The sequence below is a fragment of the Janthinobacterium sp. GMG2 genome (assembly GCF_033949445.1).
In the GTDB taxonomy this organism is placed as follows: domain Bacteria; phylum Pseudomonadota; class Gammaproteobacteria; order Burkholderiales; family Burkholderiaceae_D; genus Janthinobacterium; species Janthinobacterium aestuarii.
The window spans coordinates 158,935-176,443 of the sequence record NZ_JAXAWA010000007.1 but is presented as its reverse complement, the minus strand read 5'-3'; the positions used below and the strand labels follow the sequence as shown (position 1 = coordinate 176,443).

The 17,509-nt window shown below is 61.7% G+C and carries 13 protein-coding genes and 2 riboswitches; of the genes, 6 read left to right on the top strand and 7 right to left on the bottom strand.

Translation table 11 applies throughout. The features are described 5' to 3' along the window. The first annotated feature begins 125 nt into the window (after positions 1 to 125). From map to SKZ59_RS23100, 4 genes are all read left to right on the top strand, one after another. A complete protein-coding gene (map, locus tag SKZ59_RS23115; RefSeq protein WP_035826955.1) occupies positions 126 to 938 on the top strand; it encodes a type I methionyl aminopeptidase in 813 nt (270 codons plus the stop codon). A 34-nt stretch (positions 939 to 972) separates the two neighbouring features. Further along, positions 973 to 3,540 carry a [protein-PII] uridylyltransferase gene (locus SKZ59_RS23110; RefSeq protein WP_319993055.1) on the top strand — a complete coding sequence of 856 codons (2,568 nt, stop codon included), beginning with the start codon at positions 973 to 975 and terminating at the stop codon, positions 3,538 to 3,540. 41 nt (positions 3,541 to 3,581) lie between these two features. After that, a complete protein-coding gene (locus tag SKZ59_RS23105) occupies positions 3,582 to 4,331 on the top strand; it encodes a pseudouridine synthase (protein ID WP_034752263.1) in 750 nt (249 codons plus the stop codon). A gap of 134 nt (positions 4,332 to 4,465) precedes the next feature. Continuing rightward, complete coding sequence (locus SKZ59_RS23100) at positions 4,466 to 5,230, top strand: PilZ domain-containing protein (protein ID WP_319993054.1); 765 nt, start codon at positions 4,466 to 4,468, stop codon at positions 5,228 to 5,230. A 179-nt stretch (positions 5,231 to 5,409) separates the two neighbouring features. Here the strand turns inward: SKZ59_RS23100 and def are convergent, their stop codons facing one another. From def to SKZ59_RS23065, 7 genes are all read right to left on the bottom strand, one after another. Further along, the gene (gene def / locus SKZ59_RS23095; RefSeq protein ID WP_034752265.1) at positions 5,410 to 5,946 is read right to left on the bottom strand and encodes a peptide deformylase; all 537 of its coding nucleotides are present in this window, start codon (positions 5,944 to 5,946) and stop codon (positions 5,410 to 5,412) included. Beyond that, positions 5,943 to 6,836: a UTP--glucose-1-phosphate uridylyltransferase GalU gene (galU, locus tag SKZ59_RS23090; protein ID WP_034752268.1), complete on the bottom strand. Its 894-nt coding sequence runs from the start codon at positions 6,834 to 6,836 to the stop codon at positions 5,943 to 5,945. Before galU ends, def begins: the two co-directional genes overlap by 4 nt. Before the next feature lie 24 nt (positions 6,837 to 6,860). Continuing rightward, positions 6,861 to 9,212, bottom strand: coding sequence for an NAD-dependent DNA ligase LigA (ligA, locus tag SKZ59_RS23085; protein ID WP_319993053.1), 2,352 nt, complete (start codon positions 9,210 to 9,212; stop codon positions 6,861 to 6,863). Between the two features lie 14 nt (positions 9,213 to 9,226). Then, a complete protein-coding gene (locus SKZ59_RS23080; protein ID WP_219328422.1) occupies positions 9,227 to 10,396 on the bottom strand; it encodes a cell division protein ZipA C-terminal FtsZ-binding domain-containing protein in 1,170 nt (389 codons plus the stop codon). Beyond that, entirely contained in the window at positions 10,393 to 13,920 is a 3,528-nt protein-coding gene (gene smc / locus SKZ59_RS23075; RefSeq protein WP_319993052.1) for a chromosome segregation protein SMC, read from the bottom strand. Before smc ends, SKZ59_RS23080 begins: the two co-directional genes overlap by 4 nt. A 184-nt stretch (positions 13,921 to 14,104) precedes the next feature. Then, the gene (locus tag SKZ59_RS23070) at positions 14,105 to 14,740 is read right to left on the bottom strand and encodes a phosphatase PAP2 family protein (protein WP_235194236.1); all 636 of its coding nucleotides are present in this window, start codon (positions 14,738 to 14,740) and stop codon (positions 14,105 to 14,107) included. 134 nt (positions 14,741 to 14,874) lie between these two features. Further along, complete coding sequence (locus SKZ59_RS23065) at positions 14,875 to 15,447, bottom strand: ATP-dependent Clp protease proteolytic subunit (protein WP_034752378.1); 573 nt, start codon at positions 15,445 to 15,447, stop codon at positions 14,875 to 14,877. 169 nt (positions 15,448 to 15,616) lie between these two features. Beyond that, a riboswitch (glycine riboswitch) is annotated at positions 15,617 to 15,703 on the top strand. 27 nt (positions 15,704 to 15,730) lie between these two features. Further along, a riboswitch (glycine riboswitch) is annotated at positions 15,731 to 15,836 on the top strand. A gap of 74 nt (positions 15,837 to 15,910) precedes the next feature. On the opposite strand from SKZ59_RS23065, the gene gcvT reads away from it, so the two are divergent. Together gcvT and gcvH are read left to right on the top strand one after the other, a co-directional pair. Then, the gene (gcvT, locus tag SKZ59_RS23060) at positions 15,911 to 17,032 is read left to right on the top strand and encodes a glycine cleavage system aminomethyltransferase GcvT (RefSeq protein ID WP_319993051.1); all 1,122 of its coding nucleotides are present in this window, start codon (positions 15,911 to 15,913) and stop codon (positions 17,030 to 17,032) included. Between the two features lie 73 nt (positions 17,033 to 17,105). Further along, a complete protein-coding gene (gene gcvH, locus SKZ59_RS23055) occupies positions 17,106 to 17,486 on the top strand; it encodes a glycine cleavage system protein GcvH (protein WP_034752282.1) in 381 nt (126 codons plus the stop codon). Positions 17,487 to 17,509 lie beyond the last annotated feature (23 nt).

Below are 17,509 nucleotides of genomic sequence, written 5' to 3'. Positions count from 1 at the left end.
CCTAGGAAGGAGGCGGCGGATTGAGGGCGCCTCGTTTATAATTTCGACATATTTGCAGACTTTTCCCATACAGCAGGGATCGTCTGTGCTTTTCACCTGAATTCTTGCAGATTGCGAATTACACCATGTCCACCATCCGTATCAATACCGCCGCCGACATCGAAGGCATGCGCGTTGCCGGCAAGCTCGGCGCCGAAGTGCTCGACTACATCACCCCGTTCGTCAAGGTCGGCGTCACGACAGGCGAACTGGACCGCCTGTGCCATGAATACATGGTCAACGTGCAAGGCACCATCCCTGCCCCGCTGAACTACTGCCCGCCCGGCTACACGCCCTATCCAAAAGCCATCTGCACCTCCGTCAACGACGTCATCTGCCATGGCATTCCCGGCGACAAGGTCCTGAAAAGCGGCGACTCCGTCAACCTCGACATCACCGTCATCAAGGATGGCTACCACGGCGACAACAGCCGCATGTTCCTCGTCGGCACGCCGACCATCCTGGCCAAGCGCCTGTCGGAAATCACTTACGAGTGCATGTGGCTGGGCATCGACCAGATCAAACCGGGCGCCCACCTCGGCGATATCGGCCACGCCATCCAGCAGCACGCCGAGAAAGCCGGCTACAGCGTGGTGCGCGAATTCTGCGGCCACGGCATCGGCAAGGTCTTCCATGAAGAACCGCAGGTATTGCATTACGGCAAACCAGGCACCCTCGAGCGCCTGGAAGCGGGCATGATTTTCACCGTCGAACCGATGATCAACTCGGGCCGCCGCGAAATCCGCGAAATGAACGATGGCTGGACCATCAAAACCAAGGACCGCAGCCTGTCGGCGCAATGGGAACACACGGTGCTGGTGACGGAAACGGGCTATGAAGTGCTGACCGTCTCGCCCGGCATGCCGCCACCGCCCGCCTTGATCCTGAACAAAGCCTGATCTTCCATCCCACGCACCGCCACCCAGGGCCCAGATGAAAAAGCAAGTTCGGGAACAGCTGAAACAGCAACTGAAAGCCGACCGCCAGGTCGTCATTACGGCCTTCCAAGCCGACGGCAAGCCTGAAAAACTGCTGCGCAGCCTGCGCCACAGCGTCGACGGCGTGCTGGCGCGTGCCTGGCAGGAAGCGGGCTTGCCGCCCGGCACTGCCCTGGTGGGCGTGGGCGGCTATGGCCGCGGCGAACTGTTTCCGTATTCCGACGTCGATCTGCTGATCCTGCTGCAACAGGCGCCGGACGCCGCCACGCAGGAAAAGCTTGAGGAACTGGTGCAACTGCTGTGGGACCTGGGCCTGGAAATCGGCCACAGCATCCGCACGATCGATGAATGCATGGTCGAGTCGAAGGCCGACATCACCGTGCAAACGAGCTTGCTCGAAGCGCGCCTCGTGTGCGGCAACGCGGACCTGTTCGCGCAATTGCAGCAACGCTATGACGCGGCCATGGACCCGCAAGCCTTCTTCCAGGCAAAAACAGCGGAAATGCGCCAGCGCCATGCCAAATATGAAGACACGGCTTTCAGCCTGGAACCGAATTGCAAGGAAAGCCCGGGCGGCCTGCGCGACCTGCAGGTCATCCTGTGGGTGGCCAAGGCGGCCGGCCTGGCGAACTCGTGGCGCACCCTGGCCACGAGCGGCCTGATCACCCTGACGGAAGCGCGCCAGCTGATGGAAAAGGAGCGCGCCTTCAAGGATATCCGCGTGCGCCTGCACCTGCACGCGGGCCGGCGCGAAGACCGCCTCGTGTTCGACGTGCAGACGGCGATCGCCGAATCGCTGGGCCTGCAAGCGACAGGCAGCGGGCCGCACATGCGCCGCGCCAGCGAATTCCTCATGCAGCGCTACTACTGGGCCGCCAAGACGGTGACCCAGCTCAACACGATTTTGCTGCAAAACATCGAGGCACGGCTGTTCCCGCAAGACGACGTGGCCGTGCCCATCAACGAGCGCTTCAATGAAGTCAACAGCCTGATCGACATCAGCGCCGACGATACGTTCGAACAATATCCGTCGGCCATGCTGGAAATTTTTGTCCTGATGACGGAGCGCCCGGCCCTGAAGGGCATGACCTCGCGCGCCACGCGGGCCCTGTGGCATGCACGCTTCAAGATCGACGCCACATTCCGCCAGGACCCCGTCAACCGCGCCCTCTTCCTGCGCATCATGCAGGCGCCTGTCGGCATCATCCATGCGCTGCGGCGCATGAACGAGATGAGCATCCTGGGGCGCTACCTGCCGAATTTCCGCCGCATCGTGGGCCAGATGCAGCACGACCTGTTCCACGTGTACACGGTCGACCAGCACATCTTGATGGTGGTGCGCAATATGCGCCGCTTCACCATGAGCGAACACGCACACGAATACCCGTTCTGCAGCCAGCTGATGGCCGACTTCTCGCAGTCGTGGCTGCTGTACGTGGCGGCCCTGTTCCACGACATCGCCAAGGGCCGCGGCGGCGACCACTCGAAGCTGGGCGTGGCCGACGCCACCCAGTTCTGCCAGGACCACGGCCTGTCGCAAGAAGACACGGAACTCGTGGCATTCCTTGTAGAAAATCATTTGACCATGTCGCAAGTGGCGCAAAAGCAGGACTTGTCCGATCCCGATGTCATCGCCGCCTTTGCGAAAGTGGTCAAGGATGAGCGCCACCTGACGGGTTTGTACCTGCTGACGGTGGCCGACATCCGCGGCACCAGCCCGAAAGTGTGGAATGCCTGGAAGGGCAAGCTGCTGGAAGACCTGTACAAGATCACCCTGCGCGTGCTGGGCGGCGAGCCGCACACGGCCGACCGCGAGCTGAAAAACCGCCAGCAGGAAGCGCTGGCTACCCTGCGCCTGTACGGCTTGCCGCCCGATGCGCACTTGAAACTGTGGCAGCAGCTGGACGTGGCGTATTTCCTGCGCCACGACGCGTCCGACATCGCCTGGCAGACACGCTCGCTGTATGACAAGCTCGACAGCAAGTTGCCGGTGGTAAAATGTCGGCTGGCGCCCATCGGCGAAGGCTTGCAGGTGGCCGTGTACATTCCCGACCAGCCCGACCTGTTCGCGCGCATCTGCAGCTATTTCGACCGCAAGAATTTCAGCATCCTCGACGCGAAGATCCACACGACGAAAAACGGCTATGCGCTCGATACCTTCCTCGTCACCGAACAGAATTTTGCCAAGAGCTACCGCGACATCATCAGCCTGATCGAGCATGAGCTGGGCGAGCTGCTGCAGTCGCAAACGCCGCTGCCGCCGCCGGGCAAGGGACGGCTGTCGCGCCTGTCACGCACCTTCCCCTTCCAGCCGACCGTGGATTTGCGGCCCGATGAGAAGGGCCAATACTATTTGCTGTCGGTGGCGGCCAACGACCGCACTGGCCTGCTGTATGCGATCGCCAATGTGCTGACCAAGTACCGCATCAACTTGCACACGGCTAAGATCATGACCCTGGGCGAGCGGGTCGAAGACGTCTTCCTCGTCGACGGTCCCGCGCTCAACAATGCCCGCAACCAGATATTGCTGGAAACCGATTTACTCGATGCACTGAAAGTGTAAGCTTTCCGCGCAACGCCTACCCTTACTGAAACTGAAACAACATGACCGAAGAATTATTACGCTTGTCCAAACGCATGTCCGAACTGGGCCTGTGCTCGCGCCGCGAAGCCGATGAATGGATCGCCCGCGGCTGGGTCCGCGTGGATGGCAAGGTGGTGTCCGAGCTGGGCAGCAAGGTCTACCCGAGCCAGAGAGTCACCGTGGAACGCCAGGCGGCGGCCGAGCAATCAAAACGGGTCACCGTACTGATCAACAAACCGGTCGGCTATGTCAGCGGCCAGGCCGAAGACGGCTACACGCCCGCCGTGGCCCTGATCAAGGCGGAAAACCGCTGGGCGGAAGACCGCAGCCCGGAACAGTTCCACCCGACCCAGCTGCGCAGCCTGGTGGCCGCCGGCCGCCTGGACATCGATTCCGTCGGCTTGCTGGTCTTGACGCAGGACGGCCGCGTGGCCAAGCAGCTGATCGGCCACGATACCGATATCGACAAGGAATACCTGGTACGCGTGAGCTACACCAAGGGCGGCACCCTGCCCGACAGCGAACTGAAAAAGCTCAACCACGGCCTGTGGCTCGACGGCAAGCCGCTGCTGCCGGCCAAGGTGCGCTGGCAAAACGAAGACCAGCTGAGCTTTACCCTGCGTGAAGGCAAGAAACGCCAGATCCGCCGCATGTGCGAAGCCGTCGGCCTGAAAGTGCTGGGATTGAAACGCGTACGCATCGGCAAGGTCAAACTGGGCGACTTGCCGACGGGACAATGGCGTTACCTGAGCGCTGACGAGCAATTCTAAGCGCCCGCCTGGCATGCCAGGCCACATAAGCAACAGGAATATAGTGATATAAAATCAATTATTGTGATTTACTTAGTAAATATTGCCTTAAACCTATACACTATTCCCCATTAGAACAGAAGAGATACGCTGTCGTGAACGATCCCATTCCCAATCCCCTGCGCAAGGGCGCGCCCAGTCTGGCTGACGTGGCCGAGCCGATGGCTCCCGGCACCAAGCCGCACCATATGAGCGATCCATGGGATATCGGTGAAACCCTGTGCAGCCTGGCTGACAACGGCGACGCCATTTCCATCTACCCGGCGGGCGGCGAAGACGTCATCCTGGCGCGCATCCTGTCCGTCGATGACGACTTGCCGCAATTCGTGCTGGAACTCAATGAAGGCGCGACCCTGCCGGAAGGTGGCGCCACGTTTGTATCGTGGGTGCAAAGCGCCAAGCTGCAATTTACCATCAATGGCGAATGGCAAGCGTATCCCGACCGTCCCAACGTCTACCTGACGAACTTCCCCAGTCATTGCCTGGTGCTGGAACGGCGCGAATCGACGCGCCTGGAAACGCCGCTGGGCGTGTACTACCTGGCCGCCTTCGTGCTCGAGGGGCGTCCGTATGAACTGCAGCTGTACGATTTCTCGGCCGGCGGCATCGGCATGCGCGCCCATCCGCGCGACACGGTCGGCCTGTACGTGGGCCGCAAGCTGTCGCGCGTGCGCCTGGAACTGGGGCCGAACAAGGTCATGATCGCCGACCTGGAAATCCGCCTGTCGCGCACCTTCCGCTCCTTCCTGCTGGGCGAGCAGGTGCAGATCGGCTGCCGCTTCCTGAACCTGACGGATGCCATGCAGGATGAGTTGAAGAACTTGCTCGATAACCTGGGCAGCAACCGCAAGGTGCGCTAGGTTTGCTTCACATATAAAAATGGCCGCCCAGCTGATTGCTGCGCGGCCATTTTTTTTGTTTGATAGTCACAAGTACGAGGTGCCTGAAAAACGCTCAGGGCAAGGCGCATTGCCGAAGACAGTACGAATAGTACGGCGAGGCAATGCAACGCCGCCATGGGCGTTTTCTCAGGTGCCGATCAGTCGTCGTCGTTTGGATCGAGGTCCGGAAACATCACTTCCGTATAACCGAACTGCGTGAAGTCGACGATACGCATCGGATACAGAATCCCGTGCAAGTGATCCACTTCATGCTGCACCACGCGCGCATGGAAGCCGTCGCAATCGCGGCTGATGGGCTGGCCGAACTGGTCCACTCCTTCGTAGTGCAGCTCGCTCCAGCGCGGCACGCTGCCGCGCAAGCCGGGCACGGACAAACAGCCTTCGAAGCCCTCTTCCTTGCGTTCAGACAAAGGCGTCAGCACAGGGTTGATCAGCACGGTTTCCGGCACTTGCGGCGCGTCCGGATAGCGCAGATTTTGCTTGAAGCCGTAGATCACCAGCTGCAGGTTGACGCCGATCTGCGGCGCCGCCAGGCCCGCGCCATTGGCTGCATGCATGGTATCGAACATGTCGGCGATCAAGGCATGCAGTTCGGGCGTATCGAATTCACGCACGGGCTCGGCCATCCGCAGCAGGCGCGGATCGCCCATCTTGAGGATTTCACGTACGGTCATTTTGCTTCCAGTGCCGATTGCAGTTCTTGCAAGTAAGTGCGGAAGGCCGCACCGGTTTCCGGATGTTTCATGCCCATTGCCGTCGTTGCCTTCAGATAACCCAGCTTGGAGCCGCAATCATAACGCTGCCCCTGGTAGCGGTAAGCCAGCACGCGCTCTTCGCGCATCAGGGCGGCGATGCCGTCCGTCAACTGGATTTCACCGCCGGCGCCCGTGCCGATATTTTCCAGGTGATTAAAGACACGGCTGGTCAGCACATAACGGCCCACCACGGCCAGGGTCGATGGCGCCTCTTCCGGCGAGGGCTTTTCCACGATGGCCGAGACCAGTTCCAGATCGGGCTGATAATTCTTTGCCGACACGATACCGTACTGCTTGGTTTCCGCGCGCGGCACGTCCTGCACCGCCAGCAGCGAGCAATTTTCATACTGGAAGACATCGGTCATCTGCGCCAGCACGGGGCGCACGCCCTCTTCCACGTCCATGAAGTCGTCGGCCAGCAAGACGGCAAACGGCTCGTCGCCGATCACGGGACGGGCGCACAGCACGGCATGCCCCAGGCCCAGCGGCGCCGACTGGCGGATGTAAATGCAGTTGATATGCTTGGGAATGACGTTTTGCACCATCTCGAGCAACTGGCGCTTGCCGGCAGCTTCCAGTTCCGACTCGAGCTCATAGGCCGTATCGAAATGGTCTTCGATGGCGCGCTTGTTGCGGCCCGTGATGAAGATCATTTCCGTGATGCCCGCCGCCACGGCTTCTTCCACCGCGTACTGGATCAATGGCTTATCAACGATGGGCAACATTTCCTTCGGTTGCGCCTTGGTCGCAGGCAAGAAACGGCTGCCCAGGCCGGCGACGGGAAAGACTGCTTTTCTGATTTTTTTCATGGGTCTTCTGTAATATTTAAATGATTAGTCTTGCGCGAGCAAGGCCAGCAAACCAGCCTCGTCGAGTATGGCCACGCCCAGTTCCTGGGCCTTGGCCAGCTTGCTGCCAGCATCCGATCCGGCCACGACATAACCGGTTTTCTTCGACACGGAACCGCTGACCTTGCCGCCGGCAGCCTCGATCAGCTCCGCAGCTTCGTCGCGGCTCATGTTGGGCAACGTGCCCGTCAAGACGAAGGTTTTGCCGTCCAGCTTGCCGCCAGCGGCTGGCATTTCAGGCAATTGTGACATTAATTCATTTCGCAGGGCGTCCAGTTGACCAAGCAGCTTGACATTGCTCTCATCGGCCAACCACTGCGCCAGCGCTTCGGCCACGGCAGCCGGCAAGCCCGCGTGGAAGCTGGCGCCTTGCGCCGCCAGGCTGGCCAAGGTGACGCCCCGCTCCACCAGTTGCTTGCTGCGCGGCTCCGTCAGTTTCGGGATGCCGATGGCCGCCAGCAATTTGGTTTCCTCAAGCTGCATGCGCAGCTTGGCGCTGGGCGCGTGTTCGCCCTGCGGCGTGACGCCAGCGTCCAGCAATGCCTGCAGCGCCTGCTGGTTCTTTTCTTCGGCAAAGAAATCGGCAATCGATTCCGCCACCGTGCCGCCGATATCGGGCAGCACGCGCAGCAAGGCCGCTGGCGCTTGGCGCACATAGGCCAGGCTGCCCAGCCACTCGGCCAGGGTCTTCGCCGTCGATTCTCCCACGTGACGGATGCCCAGCGCGAACAGGAAACGTTCGAGCGGCGGGCGCTTGCTCGCCTCGATGCCCGCCAGCAGGTTTTCCGCCCACTTGGTGGGAATCTTGCCTTGTTGCACAGTTTCTGGCGTCGAACCGTCACGTTCGTCGGCACGCAACTTCATTTCCAGCAATTTATCGAGGGTCAGGCTATACAGGTCAGCCAGGCCATGCACGTATTCGAGTTCGACCAGGGTATCGATATAACGTTCCCCCAAGCCTTCGATGTCCATCATGCGGCGGCCCGCGAAATGACGGAACGCTTCCTTGCGCTGCGCCGAGCAGAACAAGCCGCCCGAGCAGCGGGCGATCGCTTCGCCCTCTTCGCGCACCACGTGCGAGCCGCAGACGGGGCATGCTTCGAGCATCTTGAACGGCAGCGGCGCAGGTTCCGGGCGTTTTTCCAGTACCACGCTCAGCACTTCAGGAATGACGTCGCCGGCACGACGCACGACGACGGTATCGCCCACGCGCACATCCTTGCGCAGCACTTCATCTTCATTGTGCAAGGTGGCGTTCGTCACCGTCACGCCGCCCACGGAGACGGGCGCCAGGCGCGCCACGGGCGTCATGGCGCCCGTGCGGCCCACCTGGATATCGATGCCCAGCACCTGTGTCAGCGCCTCTTCGGCGGGAAACTTGTGCGCCAGCGCAAAACGCGGTGCGCGCGAGACAAAACCCAGCTCCTGCTGGTCTTCCGTCGCGTTCACCTTGTAGACGACGCCGTCGATTTCATACGGCAAGGCGGGGCGGCGCGCGCCGATATCGGCGTAGTAGGCCAGCAAGCCGTGCGCACCCCGCACCACCTTGCGCTCTTTTGACACGGGGATGCCCAGGGTCTCGTACCAGTCCAGCAAGGCCGAATGCGAGGCCGGCATGGCGGCGCCATCGAGGGCGCCGATGCCGTAGGCATAGAAACGCAGCTTGCGCTGCGCCGTGATGCGCGAATCGAGCTGGCGCAGGCTGCCGGCGGCCGCATTGCGCGGGTTGGCAAATTCCTTCTGCCCTGCCTCGCGCTGGCGTTCGTTCAGGCGGGCAAAATCGCCCTTGAACATCATGACTTCGCCGCGCACGTCGAGCAAGGCTGGAATCTTGTCGCCATGCAGGCGCAGCGGGATGCCGGAAATCGTGCGGATATTCGCCGTCACGTCCTCGCCCGTGGCGCCGTCGCCGCGCGTGGCCGCCTGCACGAACAGGCCGTTTTCATAGCGCAGGTTGATGGCTAGGCCATCGAATTTCACTTCGGCAGCATACGCGACGTCCTGCGCATCAAGGCCCAGGCCTTCGCGCACGCGGCGGTCGAAATTGACGATATCGTCATCGGAAAAACCATTGTTCAGCGACAGCATCGGCACCGTGTGCGTGACTTGCTCGAATTGCGGCAACGGCGCCGCGCCCACGCGCAAGGTGGGCGAGTCGGGTGTGCGCAAGTCGGGATGGGTCGCTTCCAGCACCTGCAGTTCGACAAACAGCTTGTCGTACTCGGCGTCGGGGATGATGGGATTGTCGAGCACGTGGTAGGCGTGCAGATGCCGATTGAGTTCGGCCGTGAGTGCCAGGACGCGGGCGGCGGCGTCCTGGTTGATCGGATCAGTCATTGTTGCGGGATTCTTCAGCTAAATAAACGCAGGGCGCGGGTGGAACCGGCCGGAATGTCGGCCGCGTCCATTTCCTGGTAAAACTCTTGCACCTGGCCCGCGATCTCGGCCAGCGCCGCATCGGACAGGGCCTGGTTGTAATCGTCGACGATGGTGGCGTCGAGGCGGCCTACCAGTGCCTTGGCGCAAGCGACCATGGCGCCGAAACCGTCGCGCGCGGGCGCCACGCAGGGCACGTCCAGCAGCAGCGTCAAACGGGGCGTCGTTTCCTCGGCCAGGGTGACATTCGTCGACAGCGAGAACAGATAGCCGCCTTCGCCGTCCGGCATGACGAAGCGGCCGTCCGGACGCACGTCAAAGCCCTGTTTTTCCAGCGCGAACAGCAAGGTGGAAATGGCCCATGGTGCGCCATTCGTGTGCAGGTTCACGCCCAGCTGGGCATCGTGACCGGCAACGAAACGGTGCAGATTGCGCGCTTCGGCCATCACTTCCATCATGTCCGGCACTTCCGGCTCGGCGCCGATCTCGTCCGCCACGCCACGCAGGCGCGTGACCAGTTCCGAGTATTCGAGTTCATTCAAGGCCGTGCTGCGGCTGGCCAGCTGCACGCCGCCCTGCATCTTGGTGTAGACACCGCCATGCGTGATCGGTTCCCAGTCGCCATTCACGTGCAAGCCGATGAAGTGGACGGGCTTGTTGCCCACCAGGCGCAGGGTTTGCAGCACGGGCAGGATCTTGTCGCCGCGCACGGGCGCTTCCAGCGACAAAGGCAGCAGGCAATCGATGAGCGGGTCGACCAGGCTGGTCGCCTGTTCGCTGGCGGCGCTGACTTCTTGCTGTACCGGCGCGGCAGGGGCCGCGGCAGGCGCTTCGATGCCGGCACCACCCAATGATGGTTCCGCATGCACGGGTGCGTCGGGCACGGGCGCCGCTGGCGGTGCGCCGAACGACGGTTCGGCCTTGGCGGCGGGCGCGGCGTCAAAGCGCGGCTCCTGGCGCAGCACGGGCTCCTGGGCTTCCACCGCAGGCGCATCGCCTTCGCGCATCAGCACGTCGTCATGGTCGGTGGAAAAAGCCCGTTCCACGCTTTTCTTGGCCTTGTATTCCTGCCATTTGTTGTACGAGAAAACGCCGACGATAAAGACGCCGCCGGCGCCGAACAAGGTAATTTGAAGGTCTGTCATGCTGCTTGTGCCTCGGTTGCAAAATTTGCGGCGGACTCCATGTCCACCGCCACGATGCGCGATACGCCCTGCTCCTGCATCGTCACACCGATCAATTGATGGGCCATTTCCATCGCAATCTTGTTATGCGAAATGAAAAGGAATTGGGTCTGGTCGGACATGCGCTTGACCATGCGGCAGAAGCGTTCCGTGTTCGAATCGTCCAGCGGTGCATCGACTTCGTCGAGCAGGCAGAACGGCGCCGGATTCAGGCGGAACATGGAAAACACCAATGCGGTCGCGGTCAGCGCCTTCTCTCCACCTGACAACAGGTGGATGGTGGCATTTTTCTTGCCGGGAGGCTGCGCCATGACTTGTACACCGGAATCGAGAATCTCGTCGCCCGTCATGGTCAGTTTCGCCTGGCCGCCGCCGAACAGGATCGGGAACAGCTCGGAAAAGTGATGGTTGACCTTGTCGAACGTGTCTTGCAGCAAGTCGCGCGTTTCCTTGTCGATCTTGTGGATTGCGTCTTCCAGCGTGTTGATCGCTTCCGTCAGGTCGGCATTCTGGGCGTCGAGGAAATTCTTGCGCTCGGATGCCTGTGCCAGCTCGTCCAGCGCGGCCAGGTTGACGGCGCCCAGGGCCGTGATCGCATTGGTCAGACGCGTGACTTCGCCCTGCAGATACGATGGGCGCATGTCCGGATGCAGTTTTTCCGTCAGGGCCGCTTCATCGGCGCCCGATTCCAGCAATTGCTGGGCGAATTGCTCCTGGTTCAGGCGCGCGGCCTGTTCCTTGAGCTGCATTTCCATGATCTTGTCGCGCTGCGGCTGCAAGCTGCGTTCCGATTGCGTGCGCGCATCTTCGGACAGGCGCAGCTGCTGCGTAATTTGATCGAGTTCGTGGCGCGCGTCGGCCAGCGCCCGCTCCTGCGTGGTGCGGCGTTCTAACAGATCCTGCAAGCCGTCGGCGGCCGCGCCGCTTTCCAGGTTGGCCAGTTCCAGTTCGCCCGCCTGCAGGCTGGCCGTCACTTGCTGGGCCTGCGTACTGGCCGTGGCGATATTGCGGCGCAACTCCTCAATCTTCGCGCGGTGGGCTTTTTCCGCGTATTCCGTATCCTTGGCGGCCCGCTCCAGGTCGCGCAAGGCTTCGCGCGCTTCGGCCAGGCGCTGTTCCTTTTGCAGGAAGTCCGTATGGCCGTCTTCGTGGGCTTCCTGCAAGTTGCCCAGTTCCATGTCCAGCTGTTCGAATTTCTCTTCCGATTCCGCCTTGATCTGCTGCTGTTCCGCTTCCTGTGCGGCAATCTCCGCCAGGTCGGCGCCGATCTGCGTGCTGCGCTGGTTGAAGCGCGCTTCCACTTCCGACAGTTTCACCACGTCCAGCTGCAAGGTATGCACGGAGGAAGTGAGCTGCTGTATGCGCAGGCGCAAGTCGGACAGGTTGCGCGTCAAGGTGGCGACGGCCGCGTCGGCCCGCACGGAACGGGCGCGCGCCTCTTCGGCCAGCAATTGCTGGGCGCGCAACTGTTTGCCGATATTCTCGATTTCCTGCTGGCGGCCCAGCATGCCTTCCTGCTCCGAATCGGCCGCATAGAAGCGCACGCTGGTGGCCGTGACCACGTGACCGGCGCGCGTGACGAAATAGCCGCCCGGCGGCAATTTACTACGTTCGGCCAGCGCTTCGGCCGCGTCTTCCACGGCATAGGCGTTGTACAGCCAATCCTGCAGCAAGCCGCGCAAGCCCGGATCGTTGAGTTTGAGCAAATTCAGGAAAGGCTTGAGGCCCGGCACTTCCGGTTGCGGCAGCGGCGCCACGGTCGACGGCGCGTACAGGGCCAGCTTGGCCGGCGGCGCATCGGCAAAGAAGGCCTTGGCCCAGTCGATGTTCGACAGTTGCAGAGCCGACGTACGCTCGCGCAAGATCGATTCCATGGCCGCTTCCCAGCCCGCTTCGATCTGCAGCTTTTGCCACAAACGCGGCAAGGTGTCGAGTTCGTGCTTTTTCAGCCATGGCTGAACCTTGCCCTGGGTTTGTACCCGTTCCTGCAATTGTTTCAAGGCGGAAAGACGCGCTTCCAGCTGGGCGTTGGCAGCCGTTTCGGCATTCACCTGCGCCTGCGCCTCCATCCGTTCCTGCTCAAGCTTCGGCTGCTGCTCCAGCGCTTCTTCCAGATAGAAACCCTGCTCTTCCAGGGTTTGCTGCTTTTCTTCCAGCTGCAGTTTCAGGTTTTCCAGGTGACTGCTGTCGGGCAAGCTCAGGCTGTTCTTTTCCTGCTGCAGGCGCTCGCGGCGCGTCAACAGGCTGGCCAGGATATTCGAGGCGTTGCGCTGGTGCGCCGATTCCAGTTCCAGCTGCTGCTGTGCCTGCATGATCCGCGCGCGCGATTCCGTGCTCTTGTTTTGCGCGGCGCGCCAGGCGGCGTCCAGTTCGGGCAATTGCTCGCCCTTCTGCTCGGCCATCATTTGCGACTGTTCCACCTTGGCAGCCAGTTCCTCGAGGTGGAATTCCGCCTCTTCGATCTGTTCCTGGTATTCGCTACCCTGCTGCGTCCACTGGTCGCGCTGGGCCGTCAGGGTGGCCAGCTGCGCCTGCAGGCGGGCGCGCGATTCGATGACGAACTTGATCTGCGCCTCCAGGCTGCCGATTTCCGCATTCGTCTGGTACAGATGGCCTTGCGCCGTATGCAGGCGGTCGCCCACGGCAAAGTGCGCCTGGCGCATCTGCTCGAGGGTCAATTCCACGTTGCGCAGCTTGGCCGTCTGCTCTTCCAGGTCCGTCTGCGCCTGTTCCACTTCGCGGAAATAGCGCGTCTGTTCGTTTTGGGCCTCGTTCTTGCGCAGCAGCCACAACAGTTTCTGCTTTTCTTCCTGGTCCGCCTGCAAGGCGTGGAAACGGGTGGCCACGGCCGCCTGCGCTTCCAGCTTTTCCAGGTTGGCGTTGAGTTCGCGCAAGATGTCTTCCACGCGCAGCAAATTCTCGCGCGTGTCCTGCAGGCGGTTTTCCGTCTCGCGGCGGCGTTCCTTGTATTTGGAGACACCGGCCGCTTCTTCGAGGAAAACGCGCAATTCTTCCGGGCGCGATTCGATGATGCGCGAAATCATGCCCTGGCCGATGATGGCGTAGGCGCGCGGACCGAGGCCCGTGCCGAGGAAGATATCCTGGATGTCGCGCCGGCGCACGGGCTGGCCATTGATGTAATAGGTGGACGTACCGTCGCGCGTCAGCGTGCGCTTGACGGCGATCTCGGCGTACTGGCCCCACTGGCCGGACGCCTTGCCATCGTTATTATCGAACACCAGTTCCACGGAAGCGCGCCCGGCCGGCTTGCGGTGGGTGGAGCCGTTGAAAATGACGTCCTGCATCGATTCGCCGCGCAATTCCGACGCTTTCGATTCGCCCAGCACCCAGCGCACGGCGTCGATGATGTTCGACTTGCCGCAGCCATTCGGCCCGACCACGCCCACGAGCTGGCCTGGCACCTGGAAATTGGTGGGATCGACGAAAGACTTAAATCCCGACAACTTGATGGAAGAGAGACGCACGTGTTTTAGAGTTCCTGGCCTATGCTGGCGGTTATATTATGGGTGAACCCGGTTCATATTCAGTTCAGATGCAGCATCGCGACGACTGTCTGGCCATGCACCGCAAAAAAAGTGGTTCATCATACCATTTCCTGATGCTTTTCTGGCCAAAAAACAGCGGCGCCAGGCGCCGGTTGGCAGCGGATCAGCGGGCAGGACGGCCATCCTGCGCCAGTTTCCAGTCCGCACGCGAAAAAACGCGCTCGTGCCCGGACAGCACCAGGGCCAGTTTTTGCAGCCATTGTTCGGTCGGCATGGGTTCGGCCTTGAAGCTCAGCACCACCATCAGCGCCAAGCTGGCCAGGGCCAGCGCATGGCTGACGGCGAAATTGACGGCGCCGCGGGCATTCCACATGAAGCCCAGCGCCACCGCCAGGCCCAGCACGCAGCCGCTGACGGCTTCCGACACGCTGTGCGCATGCACGACCACGCGGGAAATGGCCACCAGCACGGCAAAGGCCACGCCGACGAGCACGCCGGCATGGCGCCAGCGCGGCTCGGCCCGCTGCAACAGCACATACATCAGCACGGGAAACACAGCGCCGGCGCGCATGGCGTGGCCGCTGAAACCCGTAAAATCGAGCGTGCTGCTGCCCACGCCCCAGCTCATGAAGGCCAGCTTCGACAGCACCACGAGGGCCAGGCCGCCGCCGTACCACAAGCTCCAGCTGAGCACCAAACGCCACTGGCGCGACACGAGCAGCCACAGGGCAATCGCCACGCCAGCCGGCCCCATCACGGACATGTCGGCCGCAAAAGAAATCCCATTCCACCAAGTCATCGTGCATGCGCTTATTTCATGATCAGCTTGCACTATGCCACGACTCTGCCCTGTTCCGCGCGGCTTTTGCTGTGCTGCAGCGAAGAATTACATTCGATTACAAAATTTCCTCGTCAAGACCAGCCGCCTGGGCGTCAGATATTCGTCAGGCGCTTGCCCTTGGGCGGCGCAAAGTCGCGGATCGAGTCGATCATGCCCACGTCCAGCGCCTGGTCGGCCGTCAGGTGCAGGTCGGAATACGCATGCACCTGCCACTGCTCTTGCGTCAGGTTGACGTGGCCGCGCAGGATGCGCTCGGTGCGCATGTCGTCGGCGCGCAAGCCCTCGACGATGATGCTGAGCGCATCGGGACGCGAACCGGGCGACGCCGTCGCATGCGACTTGTGCACCATGAAGCGGGCCGTGTCGCTGGCGTGGCGCTGCCGCCCCGCCAGGAACAGGGTGACGGCGATGGACGCCACGGCGCCTGCGTTGTAGGTAATGATGTCGAGCGGCAACTTGCTGAGGAAGTTGTACAGACAGATGCCATCGCTGACATAGCCGCCGTTGGACTGGATCAAAATGTGCGCGGTGGTGAGCTTGTCTTCCGTGATGTCGGCCACGGCGTTGAAGACGCGCCGCACCATGTCACTGTTGACATCGCCCGAGAGGGTAAAGTAACCGTGCTGCTCGGTGTTGTTTTGTGTCTCGCTTTGTGTCGTGTTCATGGCAGGCACCCGCAAGAAAGCCAGGATTTCATCATAGCGCATTCCCGCGCGGCCGGGCGCCCTTTTGCACCGGGCCAGCGCCCCTCCCAGCCCCGCAAACCGGGGCTTTTGCTGCAATTTGGCAACGTCTTTTCAGATTGACAGAAACACCCTGCTGGCATATATTCCTCCCACTTGATCGGGAGAGGGCAACCCAGCGTTGCCGCCGAAGGGGCACTACCCAAAAACTCTCAGGCAAAAGGACCGATCAGGCGGACTGAAGCTGTTGCTTTGGCAACATCTTTAGCTCAACTCTGGAGAGCGGCCGCGGCTATTGCCGGCGGCCCACCGAAGGGGCGCACGGGGCAAGCCCCCGTAATCTCTCAGGTACAAAGGACAGGGGGGTCAGTGATCACGCTGGAAAGCCGTGTTTGGCTATTCTATGTTTTGTTAACTCCCCCTTTACCTTCGTCCCGAGGAATCCATGACGCTCAAAGCGACCCCACTCAACAACGCCCACCGTGCCCTCGGCGCCCGCATGGTCGATTTCGGCGGCTGGGACATGCCTGTCAACTACGGCTCGCAAATCGAAGAACACAACGCCGTGCGCGGCGACGCCGGCATGTTCGACGTGTCCCATATGTGCGTGGTCGATATCGAAGGTCCGAACGTGCGCGCCTTCCTGCGCGGCTTGCTGGCCAATAACGTCGACAAGCTGCAAGTGTCGGGCAAGGCCCTGTACTCGTGCATGTTGAATGCCGAAGGCACCGTCATCGATGACCTGATCGTCTACTTCTTCAATGAAAACTGGTTCCGCCTCGTCGTCAACGCGGGCACGGCTGAAAAAGACGTGGCCTGGATGCGGCAGCAAAATACTGGCACCAACAGCGGCCTGACGATCACGCAGCGCCGCGACGGCAATGACGCCATGGCCCTGGTGGCCGTGCAAGGCCCGAACGCGCGCGCCAAGGTGTGGCAAGTGCTGCCAGAAACGCAAGCCGCGTCCGAAGCCATCAAGCCGTTCAACGTCGTCATCGTCAAGGACACGGCTTTCGGCGAAGTCATGCTGGCGCGCACCGGCTACACGGGCGAAGACGGTTTTGAAATCGGCGTGGCCGCCACCCAGGTGGAAGCGCTGTGGAATGCATTGATCGCCGCTGGCGTCAAGCCGGCCGGCCTCGGTGCGCGCGACACCCTGCGTCTGGAAGCGGGCATGAATCTGTACGGCCAGGACATGGATGAAAGCGTCAACCCGCTCGACGCGGGCCTCGCATGGACCATCGACCTGGTCAGCGAGCGTGACTTCATCGGCAAGGCCGCCCTGCTGGCCAAAGGCCAGAACGCGCAATTCGTCGGCCTGATCCTGCGTGAAAAAGGCGGCGTGCTGCGCGCCCATCAAAAAGTCATCATCGCCGGTAACGAGCAAACAGGCGAAATCACGAGCGGCACCTTCAGCCCGACCATGCAGGAAGCAATCGCCCTGGCGCGCGTGCCCAACGGCGTCAACGTGGGCGACACCGTGCACGTGGAAATCCGCGGCAAGCAGCTGGCCGCCTCGGTAGTCAAGCTGCCTTTCGTGCGTAACGGTAAAATCCTGGCTGCGTAAGCGTATTTATAGAGCCGCCCGCAAGACCGTACAACCATAATCAATAACGAACATTTACCATCTGGAGCCACACATGAATATTCCTGCAGACCTGAAGTACACCGCTTCCCACGAATGGGTACGCCTGGAAGCCGACGGCACGATCACCGTCGGCATCACCGAGTACGCGCAGGACGCGCTGGGCGACATCGTCTTCGTCGAACTGCCTGACGTCGGCGCCACCTTCACCGCCGGCGACGACGCCGCCGTGGTGGAATCGGTCAAGGCGGCAAGCGACATCTATGCGCCGCTGTCGGGCGAAGTCGTGGCCGTCAACGACGACGTGGTCAATGCGCCTGAATCGATCAACGCCGACGCCTACGCCAACTGGCTGTTCAAGATCAAGCCAGCCGACGTGTCGGCCCTGGACGGCTTGCTCGACGCTGCCGCCTATGGCGCCACCACCAGCGCGTAATCGCGTTTGACTCACGGGCCGCG

Excerpts from the sequence above, each read along its gene's own strand:
- SKZ59_RS23070 (WP_235194236.1), bottom strand. The coding sequence starts at position 14,740 with ATGACTTGGTGGAATGGGATTTCTTTTGCGGCCGACATGTCCGTGATG.
- SKZ59_RS23105 (WP_034752263.1), top strand. The coding sequence starts at position 3,582 with ATGACCGAAGAATTATTACGCTTGTCCAAACGCATGTCCGAACTGGGC.
- gcvH (WP_034752282.1), top strand. The coding sequence starts at position 17,106 with ATGAATATTCCTGCAGACCTGAAGTACACCGCTTCCCACGAATGGGTA.
- galU (WP_034752268.1), bottom strand. The coding sequence starts at position 6,836 with ATGAAAAAAATCAGAAAAGCAGTCTTTCCCGTCGCCGGCCTGGGCAGC.
- map (WP_035826955.1), top strand. The coding sequence starts at position 126 with ATGTCCACCATCCGTATCAATACCGCCGCCGACATCGAAGGCATGCGC.
- ligA (WP_319993053.1), bottom strand. The coding sequence starts at position 9,212 with ATGACTGATCCGATCAACCAGGACGCCGCCGCCCGCGTCCTGGCACTC.
- SKZ59_RS23080 (WP_219328422.1), bottom strand. The coding sequence starts at position 10,396 with ATGACAGACCTTCAAATTACCTTGTTCGGCGCCGGCGGCGTCTTTATC.
- gcvT (WP_319993051.1), top strand. The coding sequence starts at position 15,911 with ATGACGCTCAAAGCGACCCCACTCAACAACGCCCACCGTGCCCTCGGC.
- SKZ59_RS23110 (WP_319993055.1), top strand. The coding sequence starts at position 973 with ATGAAAAAGCAAGTTCGGGAACAGCTGAAACAGCAACTGAAAGCCGAC.
- SKZ59_RS23065 (WP_034752378.1), bottom strand. The coding sequence starts at position 15,447 with ATGAACACGACACAAAGCGAGACACAAAACAACACCGAGCAGCACGGT.
- def (WP_034752265.1), bottom strand. The coding sequence starts at position 5,946 with ATGACCGTACGTGAAATCCTCAAGATGGGCGATCCGCGCCTGCTGCGG.